General features: G+C 70.8%; 16 protein-coding genes. 12 read left to right on the top strand and 4 right to left on the bottom strand.

Going from position 1 to position 20,734, the window contains the following annotated elements; all coding sequences use genetic code 11:
* Nucleotides 1-331: 331 nt before the first annotated feature.
* The 3 genes from ACIQBL_RS40685 to ACIQBL_RS40675 are packed head-to-tail and all read left to right on the top strand — an operon-like array spanning nt 332 to nt 5,589.
* Entirely contained in the window at nt 332-2,200 is a 1,869-nt protein-coding gene (locus ACIQBL_RS40685) for a tetratricopeptide repeat protein (RefSeq protein WP_401951887.1), read from the top strand.
* Nucleotides 2,201-2,220: 20 nt separating this feature from the next.
* On the top strand, nt 2,221-3,921 hold the full coding sequence (locus ACIQBL_RS40680) for a sulfite exporter TauE/SafE family protein (protein ID WP_401952194.1): 1,701 nt from the start codon (nt 2,221-2,223) through the stop codon (nt 3,919-3,921).
* Between the two features lie 45 nt (nt 3,922-3,966).
* Entirely contained in the window at nt 3,967-5,589 is a 1,623-nt protein-coding gene (locus ACIQBL_RS40675; protein ID WP_401951885.1) for a protein kinase, read from the top strand.
* A 4-nt stretch (nt 5,590-5,593) separates the two neighbouring features.
* On the opposite strand, the gene ACIQBL_RS40670 is transcribed toward ACIQBL_RS40675, so the two are convergent.
* Nucleotides 5,594-6,400, bottom strand: coding sequence for an SGNH/GDSL hydrolase family protein (locus ACIQBL_RS40670; protein ID WP_401951882.1), 807 nt, complete (start codon nt 6,398-6,400; stop codon nt 5,594-5,596).
* Between the two features lie 273 nt (nt 6,401-6,673).
* Here ACIQBL_RS40670 and ACIQBL_RS40665 point away from each other — a divergent pair, with 273 nt between their 5' ends.
* The 6 genes from ACIQBL_RS40665 to ACIQBL_RS40640 all read left to right on the top strand — a co-directional run bounded on the left by ACIQBL_RS40665 (nt 6,674) and on the right by ACIQBL_RS40640 (nt 15,319).
* On the top strand, nt 6,674-7,882 hold the full coding sequence (locus ACIQBL_RS40665) for a S8 family peptidase (RefSeq protein WP_401952191.1): 1,209 nt from the start codon (nt 6,674-6,676) through the stop codon (nt 7,880-7,882).
* Nucleotides 7,883-8,162: 280 nt separating this feature from the next.
* A complete protein-coding gene (locus ACIQBL_RS40660) occupies nt 8,163-8,483 on the top strand; it encodes a hypothetical protein (RefSeq protein ID WP_401951880.1) in 321 nt (106 codons plus the stop codon).
* A 367-nt stretch (nt 8,484-8,850) separates the two neighbouring features.
* Nucleotides 8,851-9,702: a glycosyltransferase family 2 protein gene (locus tag ACIQBL_RS40655; protein ID WP_401951877.1), complete on the top strand. Its 852-nt coding sequence runs from the start codon at nt 8,851-8,853 to the stop codon at nt 9,700-9,702.
* Complete coding sequence (locus ACIQBL_RS40650; RefSeq protein WP_401951874.1) at nt 9,699-10,700, top strand: glycosyltransferase family 2 protein; 1,002 nt, start codon at nt 9,699-9,701, stop codon at nt 10,698-10,700. The genes ACIQBL_RS40655 and ACIQBL_RS40650 overlap by 4 nt, the downstream gene beginning before the upstream one ends.
* Nucleotides 10,693-11,493 (top strand): polysaccharide deacetylase family protein, encoded by an 801-nt coding sequence (locus ACIQBL_RS40645; RefSeq protein WP_401951871.1) that lies wholly within the window; start codon nt 10,693-10,695, stop codon nt 11,491-11,493. The genes ACIQBL_RS40650 and ACIQBL_RS40645 overlap by 8 nt, the downstream gene beginning before the upstream one ends.
* Entirely contained in the window at nt 11,486-15,319 is a 3,834-nt protein-coding gene (locus ACIQBL_RS40640; protein ID WP_401951868.1) for a lipopolysaccharide biosynthesis protein, read from the top strand. The genes ACIQBL_RS40645 and ACIQBL_RS40640 overlap by 8 nt, the downstream gene beginning before the upstream one ends.
* A 19-nt stretch (nt 15,320-15,338) precedes the next feature.
* Here ACIQBL_RS40640 and ACIQBL_RS40635 read toward each other — a convergent pair whose 3' ends face one another.
* Nucleotides 15,339-16,754: a xylan 1,4-beta-xylosidase gene (locus tag ACIQBL_RS40635; RefSeq protein WP_401951865.1), complete on the bottom strand. Its 1,416-nt coding sequence runs from the start codon at nt 16,752-16,754 to the stop codon at nt 15,339-15,341.
* Nucleotides 16,755-17,051: 297 nt separating this feature from the next.
* On the opposite strand from ACIQBL_RS40635, the gene ACIQBL_RS40630 reads away from it, so the two are divergent.
* The gene (locus ACIQBL_RS40630; RefSeq protein ID WP_401951862.1) at nt 17,052-18,146 is read left to right on the top strand and encodes a DUF5925 domain-containing protein; all 1,095 of its coding nucleotides are present in this window, start codon (nt 17,052-17,054) and stop codon (nt 18,144-18,146) included.
* 88 nt (nt 18,147-18,234) lie between these two features.
* Here ACIQBL_RS40630 and ACIQBL_RS40625 read toward each other — a convergent pair whose 3' ends face one another.
* Nucleotides 18,235-18,606 (bottom strand): GntR family transcriptional regulator, encoded by a 372-nt coding sequence (locus tag ACIQBL_RS40625; protein ID WP_401951859.1) that lies wholly within the window; start codon nt 18,604-18,606, stop codon nt 18,235-18,237.
* 86 nt (nt 18,607-18,692) lie between these two features.
* Here ACIQBL_RS40625 and ACIQBL_RS40620 point away from each other — a divergent pair, with 86 nt between their 5' ends.
* Nucleotides 18,693-19,622, top strand: coding sequence for a GNAT family N-acetyltransferase (locus ACIQBL_RS40620; RefSeq protein ID WP_401951856.1), 930 nt, complete (start codon nt 18,693-18,695; stop codon nt 19,620-19,622).
* On the top strand, nt 19,603-20,103 hold the full coding sequence (locus ACIQBL_RS40615; protein WP_401951850.1) for a DUF402 domain-containing protein: 501 nt from the start codon (nt 19,603-19,605) through the stop codon (nt 20,101-20,103). The genes ACIQBL_RS40620 and ACIQBL_RS40615 overlap by 20 nt, the downstream gene beginning before the upstream one ends.
* A gap of 7 nt (nt 20,104-20,110) precedes the next feature.
* Here the strand turns inward: ACIQBL_RS40615 and ACIQBL_RS40610 are convergent, their stop codons facing one another.
* Complete coding sequence (locus ACIQBL_RS40610; protein ID WP_401951848.1) at nt 20,111-20,710, bottom strand: class I SAM-dependent methyltransferase; 600 nt, start codon at nt 20,708-20,710, stop codon at nt 20,111-20,113.
* Nucleotides 20,711-20,734: the final 24 nt, after the last annotated feature.

Genomic DNA, 20,734 nt, shown 5'->3' with positions numbered 1-20,734 from the left:
GCGGATCGCGGAATCCGGTGCCGGGCCGATCCAAGAGTCCAACAGGGGCAGCGATGTTGGGCCGACAGGAGCGCGGAGCTCAGAATCCGGAGCCGGACCGGTAGAAGACACGAACGCGGGCACCGGTGTCGAACCGACCGAAGAGACGAACACCAGCACCGACGCCGAGCCAACCGGAACGCGAAACACAGAATCCGACGCCACGCCGGCAGAAGACACGAACGCGAGCACCGCTCTCGAACCGACCGAAAAGACGAACACCAGCACCGACGCCGAGCCAACCGGAACGCGAAACACAGAATCCGACGCCACGCCGATCCAAGAGGCGCACATGAGCACGGACGTCGAGCCGAGCGGAGCGCGAAGCGCGGAGTTCGGCGCTGAGGCGGGCAGCGGGCGCGGCCTCGAATCCGCCGAGGAGCCGACGGACGAGCGGGACGTGGGCTCTGCCACCGGACCGGACAACACCCGCGACCCGAAGGCGACTTCCGGAATGGTTTCCGTACCGGCCGACGACTCGACGCGTGGCGAGGAGCCGCAGGCCCAGGGCACCGAGGACCCCGGGACTGCGACCGCCGCCTCCGGCGACACCCGCCCCGCCGCCGAATCCACCGTCGACGACGCGGCCCCGGCCCCAACTCCCGCGCGCGGCACCGCCGATGAACCGGACCCTTCTCACCCGCACCACCACGACGACGCCGACGGACCGGTCCCCACCCACACCCACACCCACGGGTCGACCCCCTCCCACACGCACGACGGCCACAGCCACCACCACAGCCGTACCGCCCCCGACGAAAACCCGGCGGCCCCCGCCCTCCCCCACGCCCCCGACGAACGCATCGCCGCCGTCCGCCGCGCAGGCGCCGCGAGCCGTCGCTGGCGGGCCGCTCAACTCGCCGGTTGTGCCGTCCTGTTGGCCGTGGCGATGACCGCCGGGGCCATCGCGATCGGGGCGGCGAAGGACAGCGGAGCCACGCGTGTCGCCGCCGCCTCCAGTGCCGTGTCGCCGGAGTTGCTGGCCAGCGGGAGCCTGGACGCGAGTATCGCCGCGCTGCAGGCCCACTTGAGGACGCAGCCCAAGGACTTCGACGGGTGGGCGACGCTCGGGCTGGCGTATGTGGAGCAGGCCAGGACCAAGGGCGACCCGTCCCGGTACCCGCAGGCGCAGGCCGCCCTCCAGCGGTCGTTGAAGATCTCGCCCGACAACGAGAACGCCCTGGAGGGCCGCGCCGCGCTCGCCGCCGCCCGGCACGAGTTCAAGGAGGCCCTGACCTACGCGGACCAGGTGCTGAAGGAGAACCCGTACAGCGAGCGCGCCCTGTGCTCCCGTATCGACGCGCTCGTCGAACTCGGCCGCTACGACGACGCGTCGAAGGCCGCCGACCTCGCCGACGCCCGCAAGCCCGGTGTCCCGGTCTTCACCCGGTACGCGTACGTCCACGAGTTGCGCGGCGACGTCGCCACGGCCCGCAGGGTCCTGGAGCAGGCGCTCGCCGCCGCCTCCTCCCCCGGAGACATCTCGTACGTGGCCGGCACACTGGGCCAACTCGCGTGGAACCAGGGCGACTACAAGACCGCCCTGGACTACTACGGCCGCGCCCTCGCCGCCGACGAGAACTACCTCCCCGCCCTGGAGGGCCGCGCCCGCGCCCAGGCCGCCCTGGGCGACCGCGCCGACGCCATCAAGGGCATGGAGCTGGTCGTCTCCCGCTACCCGCTGCCCCAACCCCTCGTGGAACTCGGCGAGTTGTACGAGAGCCGGGGCGCCGCGGGCGACAAGGCCAAGGCCGAGGACCAGTACGCCCTCGTCGACGCCTGGATCGCCCTCGCCCGCGCCAACGGCGTCAACGCCGACCTCGACACCGCGCTCGCCGCCGCCGACCACGGAGACGTCAAGTCGGCACTGAAGGCCGCCCGCGCGGAATGGGCCCGCCGCCACACCGTGCACACGGCGGACGCCCTCGCCTGGGCCCTGCACGTCAACGGCCTCGACAAGGAGGCCCTCCCCTACACTCGGCAGGCCACGGCCACCGGCTACCACAACGCCTCCTTCCTCTACCACCGCGGCACGATCGAACTCGCCACCGGCCACACGGCCGAGGGCCGCGCCCACCTGACGGCGGCCCTGAAGCTGAACCCGGGCTTCTCCCCCCTGGGCGCGAGCAAGGCCCGCAAGGCGCTGGAGGCGACCAAGTGAGGCCCGCCCGCCGCCCTCAAGTGCGGCCCCTCCGCCGCCTGTTCGCCTCCGCCGCGGCCGTCCTCACCGCTGCCGGCGCGCTCCTCCTCGTCCCCACGGCGACCGCGAGCGCGCACCCCCTCGGCAACTTCACCGTCAACCGCTACGACGGTCTCGTCGTCGCCCCCGGCACGCTGCGCGTCACGCACATCGAGGACCTCGCCGAGATCCCGGCGACCCAGGCCAAGCCGGACATCAGGCAGTTGGGCATGACCGAGTGGGCCCGGCAGCGGTGCGACAAGGCCGCCGAGGGCAGCAAGGTCACCGTCGACGGCCGCACCGTCGCCCTCACGCCGGGCTCCAGCACCGCGCGTCTGCGGCCGGGGCAGGCCGGGCTCAACACCCTGCGGGTGGAGTGCAGTTCGACGGCGCCGTTGCCCAAGGGCAGCACGGTCGCCCTCGGCTTCCACAGCGCGGGACTGACCACAGGCCCCGGCTGGCGGGAGATCACCGCGCGCGCCGACCGGATGACGCTCACCGGTTCGGACGTACCGAAGAAGTCGGTGTCGCACGAACTCACCAGCTATCCCAAGGACTTGCTCTCCTCCCCCGCCGACATCACGACCGCGTCCCTGCACGCCCGCCCCGGCGGCCCGGCGCTCACCGACGCCGACCAGTCCACGTCGGAACCGCCCGCCGCCTCCGTGCTGCCGCGCGGCGCCGACCGCTGGACGCAGGCCCTGAACAACCTGGTGGCCCGCCACCACCTCACCGTCGGCTTCGCCGCCCTCTCCCTGCTCATCGCGATCGCCCTGGGCGCGATGCACGCGCTCGCCCCCGGCCACGGCAAGACCCTGATGGCGGCCACGGCAGCGGCGCGGGGCGGTCGCGCCCGCCTCAAGGACGTCCTTCCGCTCGCCGCCTCGGTCACCGTCACCCACACCCTCGGCGTGATCGCCCTGGGCCTCCTGGTCACGGCCGGCTCCGCCGCGACCCCCTCGGTGATCGCCTGGCTGGGCATCGCGAGCGGCGTCCTGGTCCTCTTCGCGGGCGGCAACCTCCTCCGCAGGGCCTGGCGCAACCGCCCACGCCCGCAAGTCCCGTCACACGGGCACGGGCCACACGGGCACACACACCCGCACCCTCACCCCCACGATCACGATCACCAGCACGAGACCGTCGAGGTCCCGGAGCGCTCCCTGGTCCTGGTCTCCGCCCACGCCGAAGCCGCGTCCCCCCACACCGAGGCCCACGCACACCCGCACCCCCACAGCCACGACGACGACCACACCCACGGTCACAGTCATGGCCACGACCATGACCACAGCCACGAGCACGCTCACGACGGCACTGTGGAACACACCCACGGCGGCTTCACCCACACCCACGAGACCGCCCCCACCCTCCGCGGCACGATCCTCCTCGGCTTCGCCGGCGGACTGGTCCCCAGTCCCTCCGCCGTGGTCGTCCTCGTGGGGGCCGCCGCGCTGGGTCAGGCATGGTTCGGGCTGCTGCTCGTCGTCGCGTACGGCGTCGGGCTCGCCCTCACCCTCACCGCCGCCGGATTCGCGGTCGTCAAGCTGGGTACAGGAATGAACCGTGTGCTGGACCGGCGCCCCCGCTGGACCACCAGCCCCATGGCCGTCCTGGTCCGCCGGACCTTGCCGCTGGGATCGGCGCTGGTCGTCGTGGCCCTCGGGGTCGGATTGGTGCTCAAGGGGGCGGCATCCGCACTCGGCTGAGCTACGTTTGTGGAGAATTGGCCCGGATGCGAATGGGAGTCACCCATGCCCGAAGAACCGGGCACTGAACGTGTGATCGCGGGCCGCTACCGGCTCCTGTCCCCCCTCGGCGAGGGCGGGATGGGCACGGTGTGGCGGGCCCGCGACGAAGTGCTGCAACGCGAGGTCGCCGTCAAGGAGGTGCGCGCGCCGGCCGGACTGGCCTCCGACGACGTGGAGCGGATGTACGCCCGGCTGGAGCGCGAGGCCTGGGCGGCGGCGCGGGTCGCCAACCGCAACGTGGTGACGGTGTACGACGTGGCGACGGAGGACGGCCGCCCCTGGATCGTCATGGAGCTGGTCCGGGGTGTCTCCCTGGCCGATCTCCTGGACGCCGAGGGCCCGTTGACGCCGCAGCGGACCGCGCACATCGGTGCCGAGGTGCTCGCCGCGCTGCGGGCCGCGCACGACGCCGGGGTGCTGCACCGCGATGTGAAACCGGCCAATGTGCTGATGTCGAACGACGGCCGGGTCGTGCTGACCGACTTCGGTATCGCGATGGTGGAGGGCAGTTCGGCGCTCACCATGACGGGTGAGGTCATCGGTTCGCCCGAATTCCTCGCCCCGGAGCGGGCGTTGGGCCGTACGCCGGGTCCCGAGTCCGACCTGTGGGCGCTCGGTGTGCTGCTGTACGCGGCGGTCGAGGGGCACTCGCCGTTCCGGCAGAACACCCCGCTGAGCACCCTGCGCGCGATCGTCGACGAGGACCTGCCGACGCCGCGGCTCGCGGGCCCGCTCACCCCGGTCATCGAGGGTCTGCTGCGCAAGGACCCGGCCGAGCGGCTGTCCGCCGAGCAGGCGGAGCAGGACCTCCGGCTGGTCGCCGCGGGCGGTGCTCCTCGCGCGAGCACCGCGCCGACGACGCCGTACACACCGACGATGGCGGGGTCCCCGCGGGAGTCCTTCTCCCAGCAGGACTCGCGGACGCCGCCGCAGCCGGTGCGGGGTTTCGGGCCGCCGCCCGCCTCCTACTCGACGCCGCCGGCCGCGGACGAACCGCGCCGCAACCGGCGGGCTGCCGCCGTGATCATCGCGGGTGTGCTCGCGCTGGCCCTGGCGATCGGCGGGCTGACGTACGCGCTGACGCACCGGAACAGCGGGGACGCGAACGCGGGCAAGGACACCAGCACACCCAAGAGCCAGCCCTCGGACGGGACTTCGCCGAGCGCGAGCAGCGAGACCACGGCCGCCAGTGAGACGCCGAGCCCGAGCAGCAGCAAGTCGTCCTCGGCGCCGCAGTCGGTGCAGGCGACGGTGGCCGGTGCCCACACCGACTACTCGGGCAGCTGTCCGCCGCCGAACGCGGACGCACCGACCTTCACGGCGAGCATCACGGTGGGACAGCTGCCGGCGGAGGTGTCGTACCGGTGGGTGACGAAGACCGGTTCGGTCGCCAACCCGGGCTGGAAGACACTGTCGTTCCCGTCGGGCGGCGGGAAGACCAAGCAGGACAGGGTGTTCCTGACGACGTACTCGAACAGCGGGACGTTCACGAACGAGATCAGTGTCGAGATCCGCAGCCCTGTGCGGACGACGTCCAACTCGGTGCCGTTCTCGGTGACCTGCCTGACGGAGACCCCGTCGGACGGGGCCTCCGCGTCGAACTCGGCGTCACCTTCCGGCGGGTGAGAGGTCAGACCGCGCCGGTCAACACCGGTAGATAGCCGCCGGACTGGCCGGCCGCGGTCGGGTGGTACGACTCGCTGATGCTCAGCAGGTTGAGGCTGTGCAGCCAGGAGCTGCCGGAGCAGATCTCGTGGCCGGTGAAGGTGGTGCGTACGTCGCCGAAGGTGAAGCCGTGGTCGGCGGCGCGCTTGGCGATCGCCGCGTCGAGGTAGTCGGCCGCTCCGTTGATCGCGGAGCGCTTGGTCGCGGAGAGACCGAGGCAGGTGGTGCCGAGTTTGTAGAAGCGCGGGTAGCCGAGCACGACCACCTGCGCGGAGGGGGCTTTGGCGCTGATCGTCGCGTAGACGTTGTCGAGGAGGCCGGGGAGCGTCGAGTCGACGTATGCCTTCGCGGTGGCGATCCGGGAGAGGCAGGAGCTGTCGGACTGCAGGACGCAGGTCGTCATGACGTCGCTGAAGCCGGCGTCGTTGCCGCCGATGCTGATCGAGACGAGGGCCGTCGAGGTGCTGAGGGTGCCGAGCTGGTTGGCGAGAACATCACCCGTACGAGCGCCCGAGCAGGCCTCGAAGTCGAACGTCGAGGGTGAGTGGGCGGCTGCCCAGAGGTAGGGGTAGGCCTTGGTGCTGCGGTCGCAGGACCCGCTGGAGCCGATGTAGCTGCCCGCGCCGACTCCGGACGAGTAGGAGTCGCCGAGGGCCACATAGCCGCCGGTGGCGGCGAGTTGGGAAGCCTGCGCCGTCATCGCCCCGGTGAGGGCGAGCGCGGCGGCGAGGAGGAGCGAGGTCACGTATGCCGTAAATCGGGAACGTCTCATGGAACCTCCCTTAGCAGGATCTCTGCCACGACTGTCGTACCAACTACGCGCATTGCCGGGAAGTGTCCATGCCAATGGAGAGATTCATTGCGTGCTCATGACAGCTCTGTGACAGGCCGTCAACTCCCTTGTACCAGACCGGTTCATGACCCACGCTTTACTCGGCCTTGGTGCGGAACGCAACGCTCCAGGGTTGTGCGCGCGACGGCGCGCGTACCCCCACACCCGCGCGCCGACCCGGGCGCGCGCCGCCTGGAGGAGGACTCCCTCGCAATGGCACTCCTGCGCAGCAACAAGCTCCGGCTCGCCGCGATAACCGGCGCGGCCACCGCCGCTCTCGTCGGCGGGCTCACCGCGCTCCCCGCCCAGGCCGCCCCGGCCACGGGCACGGTCCTGGCCGCCGGCTCCCCCACAGCCGTCGACGGCAGCTACATCGTCACCCTCAAGAAGAGCGCCGGCCTCAAGGCGTCCTCGGCCGCGGGCAAGGGACTCGTCAAGGAGTACGGCGGCACGGTCAAGAAGACGTTCGGCACGGTGCTGAACGGCTACTCGGCGAACCTCACCGCGACCGAGGCGAAGAGACTCGCCGCCGACCCGGCGGTCGCCGCGGTGGAGCAGAACCAGCGCGTCCACCTGACCGACACCACCCAGTCCAGCGCACCCTGGGGCCTGGACCGCGTCGACCAGGCCGCGCTGCCGCTCTCGGGGACGTACACCTACCCGGACAGCGCGGGCAGCGGGGTGACGGTGTATGTCATCGACACCGGTGTGCGGATCACCCACACCCAGATCAGCGGCCGTGCCTCCTACGGCTACGACGCGGTCGACGGCGACACCACCGCCTCCGACGGCAACGGCCACGGCACCCATGTGGCCACGACGATCGCGGGCTCGACGTACGGCGTCGCCAAGAAGGCGAACATCGTGGCGGTCCGGGTGCTCGACAACAGCGGCTCGGGTACGACGGCCGGGGTGATCGCGGGCATCGACTGGGTGATCTCGCACCACACCACCCCGGCGGTCGCCAACATGTCGCTCGGCGGCTCCGCCTCCGCCTCGCTCGACACGGCGGTCGCCAACTCCATCTCCAGCGGGGTGACTTACGCGGTCGCGGCGGGCAACAGCAGCGCCAACGCCTCCTCGTACTCCCCGGCGCGGGTGTCCACGGCGATCACGGTCGGCGCCACCACCAGTGCGGACGCGAAGGCCAGTTACTCCAACTACGGTTCGGTGCTGGACATCTTCGCGCCCGGCTCGTCGATCCTGGCGGGCTACAACACCAGTGACACCGCCACCGCCACCCTGTCGGGCACCTCGATGGCGACCCCGCACGTGGCGGGCGCCGCGGCCGTCTATCTCTCGGGCCACACCTCGTCCACTCCGGCCCAGGTCGCCACGGCCCTGGTGAACGGCGCCACTTCGGGTGTCGTGACCAGCGCGGGCACCGGTTCGCCGAACAAGCTGCTGAAACTCGTCCCGTAACGCGCACCCGCCCCACCCGAACCACCGGTTCCCCGGAGGCAGCAGGCGCCTCCGGGGAACACCCATTCGGAGATGCCCGAGAACCGGTGGAAGCGCCTTCCGCACCTTGACGTGCCCGGTCGGGCTGCGCCACATTGAAACCCGGCATCCGGCGCGCTGGGGGGCAAAGTCGCCAATGCAGACCTTACGTACCAGGAGAGCTTCCACGGACGGCGTCGAGCGTGCGCGGTCAGGACCGGGGAGGGACCTGACACCACTGCTCGCGGGCGCGGCGGTCGCCGTGGGAGGAGTCGGCGCGCTGCTCGCGCTCATCGACTCGGGATCACCGTTGCGCGGTCCGTTCGCGCTTTTCTTCCTGTTCGCGGCGCCGGCCTCGGCAATTGCCGCGGTGCTGCGCGGACTTGATCCCTTCGGCCGTGTTCTCACCTCGGTGGCGGGCGCGGTGGTCGTCGACATGCTGGTGGCCCAGGGAATGCTGGCCGTGCATCGCTGGTCGGCCGACGGGGGAATCGTCGCGGTGGCGGTGATCAGTGGCCTGATATCGCTATCGGTATTCGCGCGGCATATGCACGTACGCACAACGGCTGACAAAGTAGGGTAACGGTCAAACCAACAAAAACGTGAGGCCTCGTTCCAGGTCTTGCCATACAGGTTCAATCGTCAATACCGTCGTACATCTCACCCGCACTGGTCCATCATTGAGCGGCTCTAGGGGAGGGCTCAAGGACCGCGATGAACCGGCGCGGGGCGCGGTAGGGGGGTGCCGTGCTCGGTGACCGCACTTGTGACCGAGTCGTGCCGCGCGGCCGGCTTTCACGTCTTTCGGGGGTCGACCAGCTTTGCCAGCTCACCACGCGTGCACGGAGACTCATTTCTCCGTGTCGCCGTGAGAACCCCCCTTTCGAACCGGAGCACAGAGCCGGGCCGCCCAGGGGCGGGCGGTCCGCCGGACGAGAGGGACCAGACTCGTGAGTTCTGTTCTGCGCCCAGCGACATCGGGCCAAGATCCGTTAATGTCGGTCACATACCGGCCCATCTCCTCACACCTGGCGATTACCCCGCCGGTGAGCGTGGTGATTCCCGCCATGAATGAGGCGGAGAATCTCCCCTACGTCTTCAAGACCCTTCCCGCGTGGATACACGAAGTGGTTCTTGTGGACGGCAATTCCACCGACAACACCGTCGAAGTGGCCCGCGAGCTGTGGCCCGGGGTCAAGGTCGTCGAACAGCGGGGCAAAGGCAAGGGGGATGCCCTGATCACCGGTTTCGAGGCGTGCAGCGGCGACATCATCGTGATGGTCGACGCGGACGGTTCGGCCGACGGCCACGAGATCGTCAGCTATGTCTCCGCCCTCGTCTCGGGCGCGGACTTCGCCAAGGGCTCCCGCTTCGCCAACGGCGGCGGCACGGACGACATGACGTTCATCCGCAAGCTCGGCAACTGGGCGCTGTGCACGATCGTCAACCGCAAGTTCGGCGCCCGCTACACCGATCTCTGCTACGGATACAACGCGTTCTGGAAGCACTGCCTCGACCAGATCGACCTCGACTGCACCGGCTTCGAGATCGAGACCCTGATCAACATCCGGGTGGTCAAGGCCGGACTCAAAGTGCAGGAGATCCCCAGCCACGAGTACCTCCGCATCCACGGCACGAGCAATCTGCGTGCCGTGCGGGACGGGATCCGGGTGCTCAAGGTGATCCTCAAGGAGCGCTCCAACCGGCGTGCGCTGCGCCGCCGTTCGCACTCCACGATGATCGACGGTCTCGACCCGCAGCGCGACCAGCAGGTCGACCCGGTCCGGGGAGAGGTGTCTTGAGCGGTCCCGGCATCTCCGTCGTGATCTGCGTCTACACCGAGGACCGCTGGGAGGACATCCTCGCGGCGGTCTCCTCGGTACGGGCGCAGTCACGGCCCGCGCTGGAGACGTTGCTGGTCGTCGACCACAACCCGGCTCTCCTGGACCGACTCACCAGGGAGTACAAGGACTGCGAGGAGACGGGCGAGATCCGCGTACTGGCGAACGCGGGCCCGCGCGGTCTGTCCGCGGGCCGCAACACCGGCATCGCCGCCTCGCGCGGCGAGGTCGTCGCCTTCCTCGACGACGACGCCGTGGCCGAGCGGGAGTGGCTGCGGCACTTCGCCGAGCCGTACGCCGATCCGCGGGTGATGGCCGTCGGCGGCCGGACGGTGCCGATCTGGGCGTCGGGCCGCCGGCCCGCCTGGTTCCCCGAGGAGTTCGACTGGGTGGTGGGCTGCACGTACCGGGGTCTGCCGGCGGGCCGGGTGCGGGTGCGCAACGTCCTCGGCGGCAACGCCTCGTTCCGGCGTACGGCGTTCGACGCGGCGGGCGGCTTCGCCACCGGCATCGGGCGCGACGGCGACAAGCGTCCGCTGGGCGGCGAGGAGACCGAACTCTGCATCCGGCTGACCCGCGCCAGACCGGACGCGGTGCTGCTGATCGACGACCGGGCGGTGATCCACCACCGGGTGCCCGAGGCACGCGAGCACTTCGGGTACTTCCGTACGCGTACGTACGCCGAGGGTCTGTCCAAGGCGCTGGTGGCCCGAAGTGTCGGCGCCGACAAGGGACTTGAGTCGGAGCGCCGGTACACGACCCGGGTGCTGCCGGCCGGGGTGGCGCGCGGGCTGCGGGACGCCGTGTTCGCCCGGCCGGGCGGCTTCGGGCGGGCGGGCGCGATCGTGGCCGGGGTGTTCACGGCGGCGGGCGGGTATGTCGTCGGGAGCGTCAAGGCACGGCGGGGCGGGGCCACTTTCGCGGTGGTCGAGATCGATCGGGGGGACACGCATGAGTGACACACCGGTGCCGATCCTCATGTACCACTCGGTCGCCGCCGCCCCGAACGACGCCACCCGCGCCCTGTCCGTCGCGCCGGAGGCGTTCGCCGAACAGCTGGCGCTCCTCGGCGACCTGCACTTCACACCCGTCAACACCGCGGATCTGGCCGCGAGTTGGCGCTCCGGCAAACCACTGCCCGAGCGCCCGGTCCTGATCACCTTCGACGACGGCTACGAGGGCGTGCACCGGCACGCGCTGCCCGCGCTCGCCCAACACGGCTTCGCGTCCACCCTGTTCGTCTCCACCGGCTGGATCCGGGGCGCCCACGACACCGGGGGCGGCCTGGACACCATGCTCGACTGGGACCAGGTGCGCGAACTCGCGGGCGCCGACGTCGAGATCGGCGGCCACAGCCACACCCACCCGCAGCTCGACCAGCTCGACGACGACACCCTGTACGCGGAGCTGGTCCGCTGCAAGGAGATCGTCGCCGACGAACTCGGCGCCGTACCCGTCTCGTTCGCGTATCCGTACGGCTACTCCAGCCGCCGGGTGCGCCGGGCGGTGCGGGAGACCGGGTTCGCGCAGGCGCTCGCCGTCGGCAACGACCTCGCCCGCCGCCGGCAGGGGCCGTACGCCCTGCGGCGGGTAACTGTGCGCCGCAGTACGGGTGTCGAGGAGTTCGAGCGGCTCGTCGAGGGCCGTGCGATCGCCCGCAACTTCGCCAGGGACCGTGCCCTCACCCAGGGGTACGCCATGGTCCGCAGAGCCCGACAGGTCCGCCGGAAGGCCAGCCGTTCCCGTGTCTGACACGACGACCACCACCCAGGCCGCAACGCCCGAGCCGTCGGCGCCCCGGCGGTCGGGGCGCCGACTGCGCCTGCCGGGGAGGGGCAAGTCCCCCGGCGGCAGCCCGCTGTTCCGCAACGCCTACGCCCTGATGCTCAACACCGGGATCTCCGCGGTGCTCGGGCTCGGCTACTGGCTGATCGCGGCCCACTACTACTCGCCTTCCGCGGTCGGGCAGGGTTCGGCGGCGATCGCCGCGATGAAGCTGCTCGCCGGACTCACCGCGGTGACGCTCACGGGCGCCCTGGCCCGCTTCATCCCGGTCGCGGGACGCGCCACCGGCCGCCTCATCTTCCGTACGTACGCGGGCAGTTCGGTCGTCGTCGCGCTCGGGGCCGGGGTCTTCCTGCTGACCCTGAACGAGTGGGGACCCTCGTACCGCTTCCTGCACGGGCCGGTCAACGCGCTCGGTTTCGTCGTGGCGGTCGTCGCCTGGAACGTACTCACGCTCCAGGACGGGGTGCTGACCGGGCTGCGCAGCGCGCCCTGGGTGCCGGTGGGCAACACCGTGTTCTCCGCGGTGAAGTTGGCGCTGCTCGTGGGGCTGGCGTCGGTGCTCGCCACGAGCGGTGTCTTCGTGTCCTGGGTCGCCGCGATCGCGTTCTCCGTGGTGCCGCTCGGTTTGCTGGTGTTCCGGCGGCTGGTGCCCCGGCACATCAAGGCGACCGAGGACCACGCGAAGCCGCCGACGCTGAAGGAGATCGGCAGGTTCCTCGCCGGCGACTACACCGGCTCGCTGTTCTCACTCGCCGTGGTCTACCTCGTGCCGGTGATCATCGCCTCGCAGGTCAGCTCCGAGGACAACGCGTACTTCTACATCACCACGACGATAGGCGGCACGGTCAATCTGCTCGCCATCAACATGGGCGCCTCCCTGACCGTCGAGGGCTCGCACGATCCGGCGCGGATCGCCGCCAACACCCGGGCCGCGCTCAGGCGGATGGCCCGGATCATGCTCCCGATCTGCGGACTGCTGCTCATCGGCGCCCCGTACATCCTGGGCGTGTTCGGCGCGGGCTACGCGGACGCGGCGACCCCGCTGCTGCGCTGGTTCGCGGTGGGCGCGCTGCTGCGGGTCGTCATGGAGACGTACTTCGCGGTGCTGCGCGCGCAGAGCCGTACCGGTGGACTCGCCTGGCTGCAGGGCCTGTTGTGCGTCCTGGTGCTCGGTCTGACGCTGCTGCTGCTCCCCCGCATGGGCCTGACCGGCGCGGGCGTCGCCGAGATCTCCAGCCTCGCGGTGATCGTGACGATCGCCGCGCCCAAACTCTTCAGGACGCTCAGGGCCGCGCCGCCCGCCGAACTGCCCGAGGACGCGGCGCCCGACGGCGACCTCGCCGACCTGGGGGCGCGCGAGGTGCCGGCCACTCCGCGTCGGCGGGGCCCGGCATGGGCGCTCGACTCCGACACCCTCGCACTCGGCATCCATGTGGACTTCGACCACCTGGAACGCCGTCCGGATGTGCGCCCGGGTCCCGGCACCCCGCCCACCGGCACCCCCATCGTGTCCGGCGAGCAACGGCCGACCTGGGCGCTCGGCATCAAGCGGTCCGAGGTCGTGGGACTGCCCGTGGAAGAACGCGAACCCGGCTCGGAGTCCTCGCTGAGCCCGTCCGCCGAGCCGGAGGTGGACGCGCCGTTCGAGCCTGCCAACGGCTCCGACCGGGTGGTCGTACCGGAGGCGGCGCTCGTGGCGGCAGACGTACGGGAGACGGAGGCCCGGGAAGCCGAAGTGCCGCCGCCCGCACGCCCGTTGTCGCTGCGCGAGCGTCTGGTGCCCACGCGCCCCGGTGTCGTCATCGGCTGTCTGCTGGTCGCCGCACTGCTCCTGTACTGGGTGCCCGCGCTACGGCTCGACGAGACCGACCTCGACCGTATGGGCGGCCTCGGCCTGATCTCGGTACTGCCGCTGCCCACGCTGGTCGGCGCCGCGCTGCTGATCACCGTGTTCGCCTCGCTGCTGTGGCTGGGCCGCGAGCACAAGGCGCTGCTGCTGATCACCCTGCTGGCGACCGTGGTCTCGCTGCACGCGCTGCCCGCGGTGATCGAGACCGAGCCGCGCTTCCCGACGGCCTGGCAGCACCTCGGGTTCATCGACTACATCGACCGCACCGGGTCGGCCGTACCCGACCTGGACGCCCGCTGGAGCTGGCCGGGCTTCTTCGCGGTGGCCGCGTTCGTCGGCAGGGCGTGCGGGGTCACCGACTGGACCGAGGTGATCCGCTGGTGGCCCACCGCCATCCAACTCGCCTATCTGGCACCGATGTTCCTCCTCGTCCGCTCGCTGCGGGCGAGCTGGCGGGCGAAGTGGACCGGCATCTGGATCTTCGTGCTCAGCGGCTGGGTCGGCCAGGACTACTTCTCCCCGCAGGGCTTCACGTTCCTCCTCTATCTGGCCTTCGTGGCGATCCTGCTCGTCTGGTTCCGGGCACCCCACGTGCTCTGGACGAAGATGCGGCCCGGCGAGGCGGAGGTCGAACCGACCGACCGGCGTCAACAGGCCGTCCTGCTGCTGGTGTTGATCGGTCTGTTCGCGGCGAGTGTCCCGGCGCACCAGCTCACGCCGTTCGTGATGCTGGGCGTGCTCACGGTCCTCGTCCTGATCGGCCGCTCCGAACTGCGCGGCCTGCCCATCCTGTTCGCGGTGCTGGTCGCCGTATGGATCGGCTTCATGGCCGAGCCCTACTGGTCCGGGCACTTCAACGACCTCTTCGGCGGGGTCGGCGGCGTCGGCAGCAATGTCTCGACGTCCGTCTCCGGCCGTATCCAGGGCGGCAGTTCGACCCACAAGCTGGTCCTCTACACCCGCGTCCTGCTGGCCGGCGGCGTCATGGCCTTCGCCTGCTGGGGCTGGTGGCGCCGCCGCGACCACAAGTACCGCGAACGCTCCCTCCTCGTCCTCACCTTCGTCCCGTTCCTGGGCTTCGGCATGCAGTCCTACGGCGGCGAGATGGCGCTGCGCGTCTTCATGTTCGCGGTGCCGGGCGCGGCCCTGCTCGCCGGTCTCGCCCTCTTCCCGCGCACCGGCGCCACCGCCAAGGAGCGCGAGAAGGACCGCATGAGTCTCGCCCCGCTGGCCGCGCTGGTCGCCGGTCTGCTGCTCATGGGCGGCTTCCTGGTGGCCCGTTGGGGCAACGAGGGATTCGAGCGGGTACGGCCCGGCGAGGTCGCCGCCATGAACTACGTCTACGCCCACGACAAGCCGACCGTACGGCTGCTGTGGCTGAGCAACGACACGGTCAACGACGTCACACCGGCGATGCCGTGGGGCGCGAAGGACATGGAACGCGTCAACTACGTGCCGACACTGGCCCCTTCGGACCCGGTGCTGGTGTCCGGTCTGGTCAAGGCGCTCAAGGACGCGGGCCCGAACTCGTATCTGATGCTCAACAAGAGCCAGGTCGTCTCGCTCCAGCTGGACGCGGGCTACTCGGTGACCTGGGAGTCCCGGCTCATCCAGAACCTGGACAACCGGCAGGAGTTGAGGAAGGTCCTCGTCAACGACGACGTCACCATGTACGCGCTGCGCAAGCAGCCGGCCGGTGCGGTTCCGAAGCCCGATCCCGGGCCGATCGGACCACAGATCACCTGGACGCCGTGGTCGGTGGTGGGCGCGCTCGCCGCCCTCGCGCTGATCCTGATGCTGACGGCCCGCGAGGTCGTCCGGGTCGCGGTGCGGCCGAGCGTGCGTCAACTGCGGTGGCTGCAGAGCAGTTTCTGGTTCTCGCTGCCCCTGCTGGCGGTGCTGCTGGCCGCGCTGGTGCAGCGGTTCCTGACGATGAAATAGAAGTACGGGGTCAAGTGGCTCATCGCGTGAGCCACTTGACCTCGTAGGCCGCCATGTCGAACCGCTTGCCGTCGACGTTCGCGCTGATCTGCCGGTCCAGGGTGTTCACGACCAGGACCGTCCTGTCGGTGGCGAGGACCCGTACGTTGGGCACGTCGTCGGCGGCGACCGGCACGGTCACGTACTTCGTGCCGGGCCCGAAGGCCGCGTCGAACCGGGATACCAGGTCGTACATGGGGAGTTGGCGCCCGCCGTCGGAGCTGTCGGTCGGCGTCCACAGGCAGCCCGCGCAGTCCGTGCCCTTCTCGACCTCCGGGTTCCAGTAGAAGCCGGAGGTGGCGCCGCCCCTGGCCATGGCGATCATGCCGGTGGCCTGGACGGCGACGCGGCGGGGCTCGGACCAGCCCTTGCGGTCGTCGTTGCCGTCGGCGGGCTCGACGTAGTACTCGGCCCACCACAGCGGCAGGTCCTGCGTCTGCTGCCGTACCCACTCGCTGACGGCGGTGAGTTTGTCGGTGGCCCCGAACTCGTTGGGCAGCATCTCGTCGTCGTTGGTGTAGCTGGAGCCGTCGACGACCACGAAGTCCGCGCCGGCCTTGTTCTTGTTCCAGTAGTCGAAGGCGTCGACGATCCGCTGGTCCATCGCGCCCCAACTGCCCTTGACGGTGTTGGAGGCGTTCGCGTCGCGCGGGTCGACGCTGTCCATCACGAGATACGGCCCGCCGACCATGATCTTCGGGTTGACCTTCTTCAGCGCCTTGTAGACCAGGTTGTAGAGCCTGGTGTAACCCTCGTAGTCCCAGCGCTGTTTGGCGTCGTTCCAGAAGCCCTTGAACTCGTTCCACACGATGAAGTGGGTGACGTCCGGGTACCGCTTGGCGACGGTCGCGGCGAGCGCGGCGAAGTCCGCGTAGTGGTCCGGCTGCGGGGCCGTCTCCAACGAGGCCTGGCTCCAATTGGTGTTGTCGACACCGGACTTGCCGCCCTTCATCCAGTCCGGGGAGCAGCACAGCGTGATCACCGGGGTGCCGCCCGACTTGCGGACGAAGTCGATACGGCGGTCGAGGGCGCCGAAGTCGTAACGCCCCTTCACCGGCTCGGGGTTGTCGGCGCCCCAGCCCATGATGGCCTGGTCCTGCGGGAGTTGGGACTTCGCCAGCAGCCCCTCGACGCGTTCGGTCGCGGTGTCGCTGCCCTCGTCGGCGCTGTACTGGGTGTGGGTGAAGCCCCAGCCGACCTCCGGCCGGTCCTCGTCGGGCGGGGTCGCCGGAGTGCCGTGCACCTTGTCGCCGTCGCGCGAGGTGCCGGCGGTGCTTCCGCCGCCGGGAAGCGTGTTGATCAGGGTCACGATCAGGGCCAGTGCGGCCACACCGACGCCGAGCAGCGCGGTGAGGCGCCACCGTCGTGCCCCCGAATTCCACCCATGACGTCCCATCAAGGGCAACAGTAACGGCGGAGGGAGCAGGTGGGGCAGATCCATACGTGCACAGGCTTGTAACAGGTCGGGGGCGTAACGGCGCGAGCGGGTCTGGGGAGTCCGCGGCTCGGCCATGCCCCAAGGGGCGCGGGGCCGCGTTCATCAGCGGCTCCGCCGCGGGGCGCGACCAGCCACGACGGCGCCGCATCCGGACGACGGCCCATCGCCGCTTTCCGGCGGAGCGCTTCGTCGACACTCGGGGGCGCACTGCGGAAAGCGGGTGCACGGGGCGTCGTAGTGCCGGATCATGGCCCCATGTCTGCGAACCCATACGACGCGCTGCCGGTCCGGCTCAACGTCGACGACTCCGACTCCCCGTCCGACGTCGTCGACGCGCTGTTCCTCGGCCGCTTCGCGACGGGCGAGCAACCGTACTCGCACGCGGCGAACATCGACCGCGTACGGTCCGGGGCGACCCTGCTCCCGCCGGGCGCCCGCGTGCTGCGCGCCGCCCGCGACGACGACCGCAGCGCGACCCTGGCCGAGGGCGACGGCTGGACCCTGCTGATCTCCCGCTGGAACCGCGGCGCCGACGTCACGGTCACGGCGACGAGCGAGGAACTCGCCGAGAAGGTCCTGGAGCAGGCCACGGACGGCGCGGCCGACGAGCCCGAACCGCAGCCGGAGAACGTGACGATGGGGTTCTGGTACGTCTCCCCCCGGCGCGGCCCGCACCGTACGACCCGGCAGATCTCGGCGGGTACGTGGGACGAGGTGCGCCCGAACTACACGGGTCCGGTGGCCGATGCGATGGACACCCTGATGAAGACGACCCCGGAGGACATCGCGGGCCGGCTGCTGTTGCTGCACGGCCCGCCCGGCACCGGCAAGACGTCGGCGCTGCGCACGCTGGCCCGTTCGTGGCGGGACTGGTGTCAGGTGGACTGCGTACTGGACCCGGAGCGGCTGTTCAGCGATGTCGGTTATCTGATGGACATCGCGATCGGCGAGGACGACTCGACGGGGAAAGGGCGTTGGCGGCTGCTCCTCCTTGAGGACTGCGACGAGTTGATCCGCGGCGAGGCCAAACACACGGCCGGCCAGGCCCTGTCCCGCCTCCTGAACCTGACGGACGGCCTCCTCGGCCAGGGCCGCAACGTGCTGGTCGGCGTCACCACCAACGAGGACCTGGAGCGTCTCCACCCCGCCGTCGTCCGCCCCGGCCGCTGCCTGGCCCGCATCGAGGTCGGCCCCCTCACCCGCCACGAGGCCGTCAACTGGCTCGGCACGGAGGAGGGTGTCGGCCGCGAGGGCGCGACCCTGGCGGAGCTGTACGCGCTGCGCCGGGGCACCCAGCCGACGTCGGTGCCGGACCAGCGGGAGGGGGCGGACGCGGGGTTGTATCTGTAAGCAGCTCAGCTCGTCCGCCGGCCGCCTTTTGTCTCCGCCGCAACGGCGCTCAGTCACAACGGCGCTTGACGGCGGTGCCGAACTCCCCTCAGCCCTCCCCGTAGGCCGCCCGCAGGGCATCCCGCACAGCCGCCACCGCATCCCCCTCCGCGAGCCCCAGCCGCCGAACCTTCTCCGCGTAGGCCTGCGCGGCCAACGACGCCTCCCGCTCCGCCGCCGAGCCCGCGGCAGCGACCAGCGTGCCGTTGCGGCCCCGCGTCTCGATCACCCCGTCCGTCTCCAGGGCCCGGTACGCCTTGGCGACGGTGTTGGCGGCGAGGCCGAGCGACTCGGCCAGCCCTCGTACCGTCGGCAGCCGGTAGCCGACCGGCAGCGCTCCGGACCGGGCCTGCTCCGAGATCTGGGCGCGGATCTGCTCGTACGGCGCCGCACTGTCATCGATGTGGATCTTCAGGGTCACGGCCCGATTGTCCCGCACCCGCCGGAGAACGCGCCCACCGAAAACAGGAGGCACTCCGGCGCGGCTCCGCCGTAGCGTGCGACGACATGACAGTGACCGTGCGCGACCTGCGCCCCGATGTCCGGGCCGACCTGGAGGGCTTCGTCCAGGTCCGCCGACTCGCCCTCCCCTACGTGCTGTTCACCCCGGAGTCCGTCGCCTTCGACGTCGCCCACGCCCATCCGGAGGCCCGGCTGCGTCGGCTGGTCACGGAGGAGGACGGCGAGATCATCGGCACGGCACAGGTCGGCATCGCCTACGAGAGCCCCGAGCCCGGCCAGGGTTTCGTCAACGTGTACGTGCACCCGGAGCGGACCCACCGGGGCGCGGGCGCGCTCCTGGTCCGCACCGCCGAGGAGCACCTGGCCGCCGCGGGCGCGACCCGGCTCTACGCCTGGGTCCTGGACGAGCCCGGCAACCGCGCCTTCGCCGAACGCTTCGGCTACACGGCGAGCCGCTCCGCGCACTTCCTCCGCCTGGACCTGGCGCACGGCACGCTGCCCCCGCTCCAGGACCCGCCGCCGGGCGTCGAGATCCGCCCGGGCTCGGACTTCGACGCCGACCCGCGCCCCCTGTTCGACCTGGACACGGAGGCGATGGCGGACGAACCCAGCGACATCGCCACCGAGTTCACGGACTACGCGGCCTGGCTGGACGAGACCTGGCGACACCCCCTGTTCAGCGCCGAGTTGACGTCCGTCGCCGTCATCGACGGACGTCCGGCGGCTTTCAGCGCGGCCCGCACGGACGACGGCACGCTCTACGGCACGGTCATGACCGGCACCGCCCGCGCCCACCGCGGCCGGGGCCTCGCCAAGCTCGCCAAGAACGACTCCCTGCACCGCGCCCGCGCCGCCGGATACACAGAGGCGTTCACGGGCAACGACACCGGCAACGGGCCGATGCTCGCGATCAACAAATGGTTCGGTTACGAAACCTGCGCTACGGAGGTGCGGTATGTCCGTGAACTCATCTGATCCCGCACGCCAGTTGGACGTCGTCCTCGTCAAGGCGGGCCGGACGAAGATCCGTTACGCGGCGGAGCTGATCTTCGACGACGGCACCCGCCTCGCCGTCCGCGCCCCGTGGGCCGGTGACGGCGTCCGTGACTTCGACTTCGTGCGGTTCGAGCCCGGTGACGTGTTCACCGAGTACTACTGGCGGGACCGCTGGTTCGCGGTGAAGGAAGTCCGGGACGGCACCGGGGAGTTGAAGGGCTGGTACTGCGACATCACCCGCCCCGCCGCGCTCTCCGGTACCGAACTCGTCGTAGAGGACCTCGACCTGGACCTGTGGCGATCCGCCGACGGTAGGGACGTGATCCGGCTGGACGAGGACGAGTTCGAGGAGAGCGGTCTTGCCGGGTCGGACCCCGTGGCCGCGGCGGCGGCCATGGCGGCGCTCGACGAGTTGGAGAGGCTGGCCCGTGAGGGCGGGTTCGACGCGCTGCTCGGGTGAGACCGGCTTACGGCACGGCCACCACCGCGTACCGCTCGTCGTCCACGGGCTTCCCCCACAGCAGCGGGTCGTCCGACAGCCGCTCCACGCGCACGTGCCCGGCGACGGATACCAGAGGTGCCAGGAGCTCGGTGAGGCGGTCGGCGGGTATGCCGACCGTCCCCCAGCGGCCCTCGATCAGCACGAGCCGGCCTCCGGGGCGCACCAGACCGCGCCAGTACCGCAGGACGCGGGCGGGGTCGGGCAGCGCCCACAGCACATGCCGTACGAGGACGACGTCGAAGCGCTGCTCGCCCACCGGCGGCACGGCCGCGTCACCGATGAGGAACACCGCGTCACGGCCGGCCAGCTTCGCGCGGGCGAGGGCCAGCATCGCCGGGGACAGGTCGACTCCGGTGACATGGTGCCCCTGCTCGGCCGCGAGGAGCGACAGGCTGCCGGTGCCGCAGCCGAGGTCGAGGATGTCGGCGGCGCCGGCGGGCAGCCAGGCGCGCAGCCGGTCGGCCCAGGCCCGGCGGACCTCGGGGTCGCGCAGGCCGTGATCAGGCTCTTCGTCGAAGGCGGCGGCCTCCGCGTCCCAGTCCACGTTCGCTTCGGATTCGCTCATGCGCCAAGAGTGACACCCGCCACT

The sequence above is a fragment of the Streptomyces sp. NPDC088350 genome (genome assembly GCF_044753545.1).
GTDB lineage: Bacteria > Actinomycetota > Actinomycetes > Streptomycetales > Streptomycetaceae > Streptomyces.
The sequence above is the reverse complement of the archived record's forward strand: the minus strand, read 5'-3'. Positions and strand labels throughout refer to the sequence as shown.

Coding starts and splice junctions, on each gene's coding strand:
- ACIQBL_RS40685 (WP_401951887.1), top strand. CDS start 332: ATGAGCACGGACGTCGAGCCGAGCGGAGCGCGAAGCGCGGAGTTCGGC.
- ACIQBL_RS40675 (WP_401951885.1), top strand. CDS start 3,967: ATGCCCGAAGAACCGGGCACTGAACGTGTGATCGCGGGCCGCTACCGG.
- ACIQBL_RS40670 (WP_401951882.1), bottom strand. CDS start 6,400: ATGAGACGTTCCCGATTTACGGCATACGTGACCTCGCTCCTCCTCGCC.
- ACIQBL_RS40665 (WP_401952191.1), top strand. CDS start 6,674: ATGGCACTCCTGCGCAGCAACAAGCTCCGGCTCGCCGCGATAACCGGC.
- ACIQBL_RS40645 (WP_401951871.1), top strand. CDS start 10,693: ATGAGTGACACACCGGTGCCGATCCTCATGTACCACTCGGTCGCCGCC.
- ACIQBL_RS40635 (WP_401951865.1), bottom strand. CDS start 16,754: ATGGGACGTCATGGGTGGAATTCGGGGGCACGACGGTGGCGCCTCACC.
- ACIQBL_RS40630 (WP_401951862.1), top strand. CDS start 17,052: ATGTCTGCGAACCCATACGACGCGCTGCCGGTCCGGCTCAACGTCGAC.
- ACIQBL_RS40620 (WP_401951856.1), top strand. CDS start 18,693: ATGACAGTGACCGTGCGCGACCTGCGCCCCGATGTCCGGGCCGACCTG.
- ACIQBL_RS40615 (WP_401951850.1), top strand. CDS start 19,603: ATGTCCGTGAACTCATCTGATCCCGCACGCCAGTTGGACGTCGTCCTC.
- ACIQBL_RS40610 (WP_401951848.1), bottom strand. CDS start 20,710: ATGAGCGAATCCGAAGCGAACGTGGACTGGGACGCGGAGGCCGCCGCC.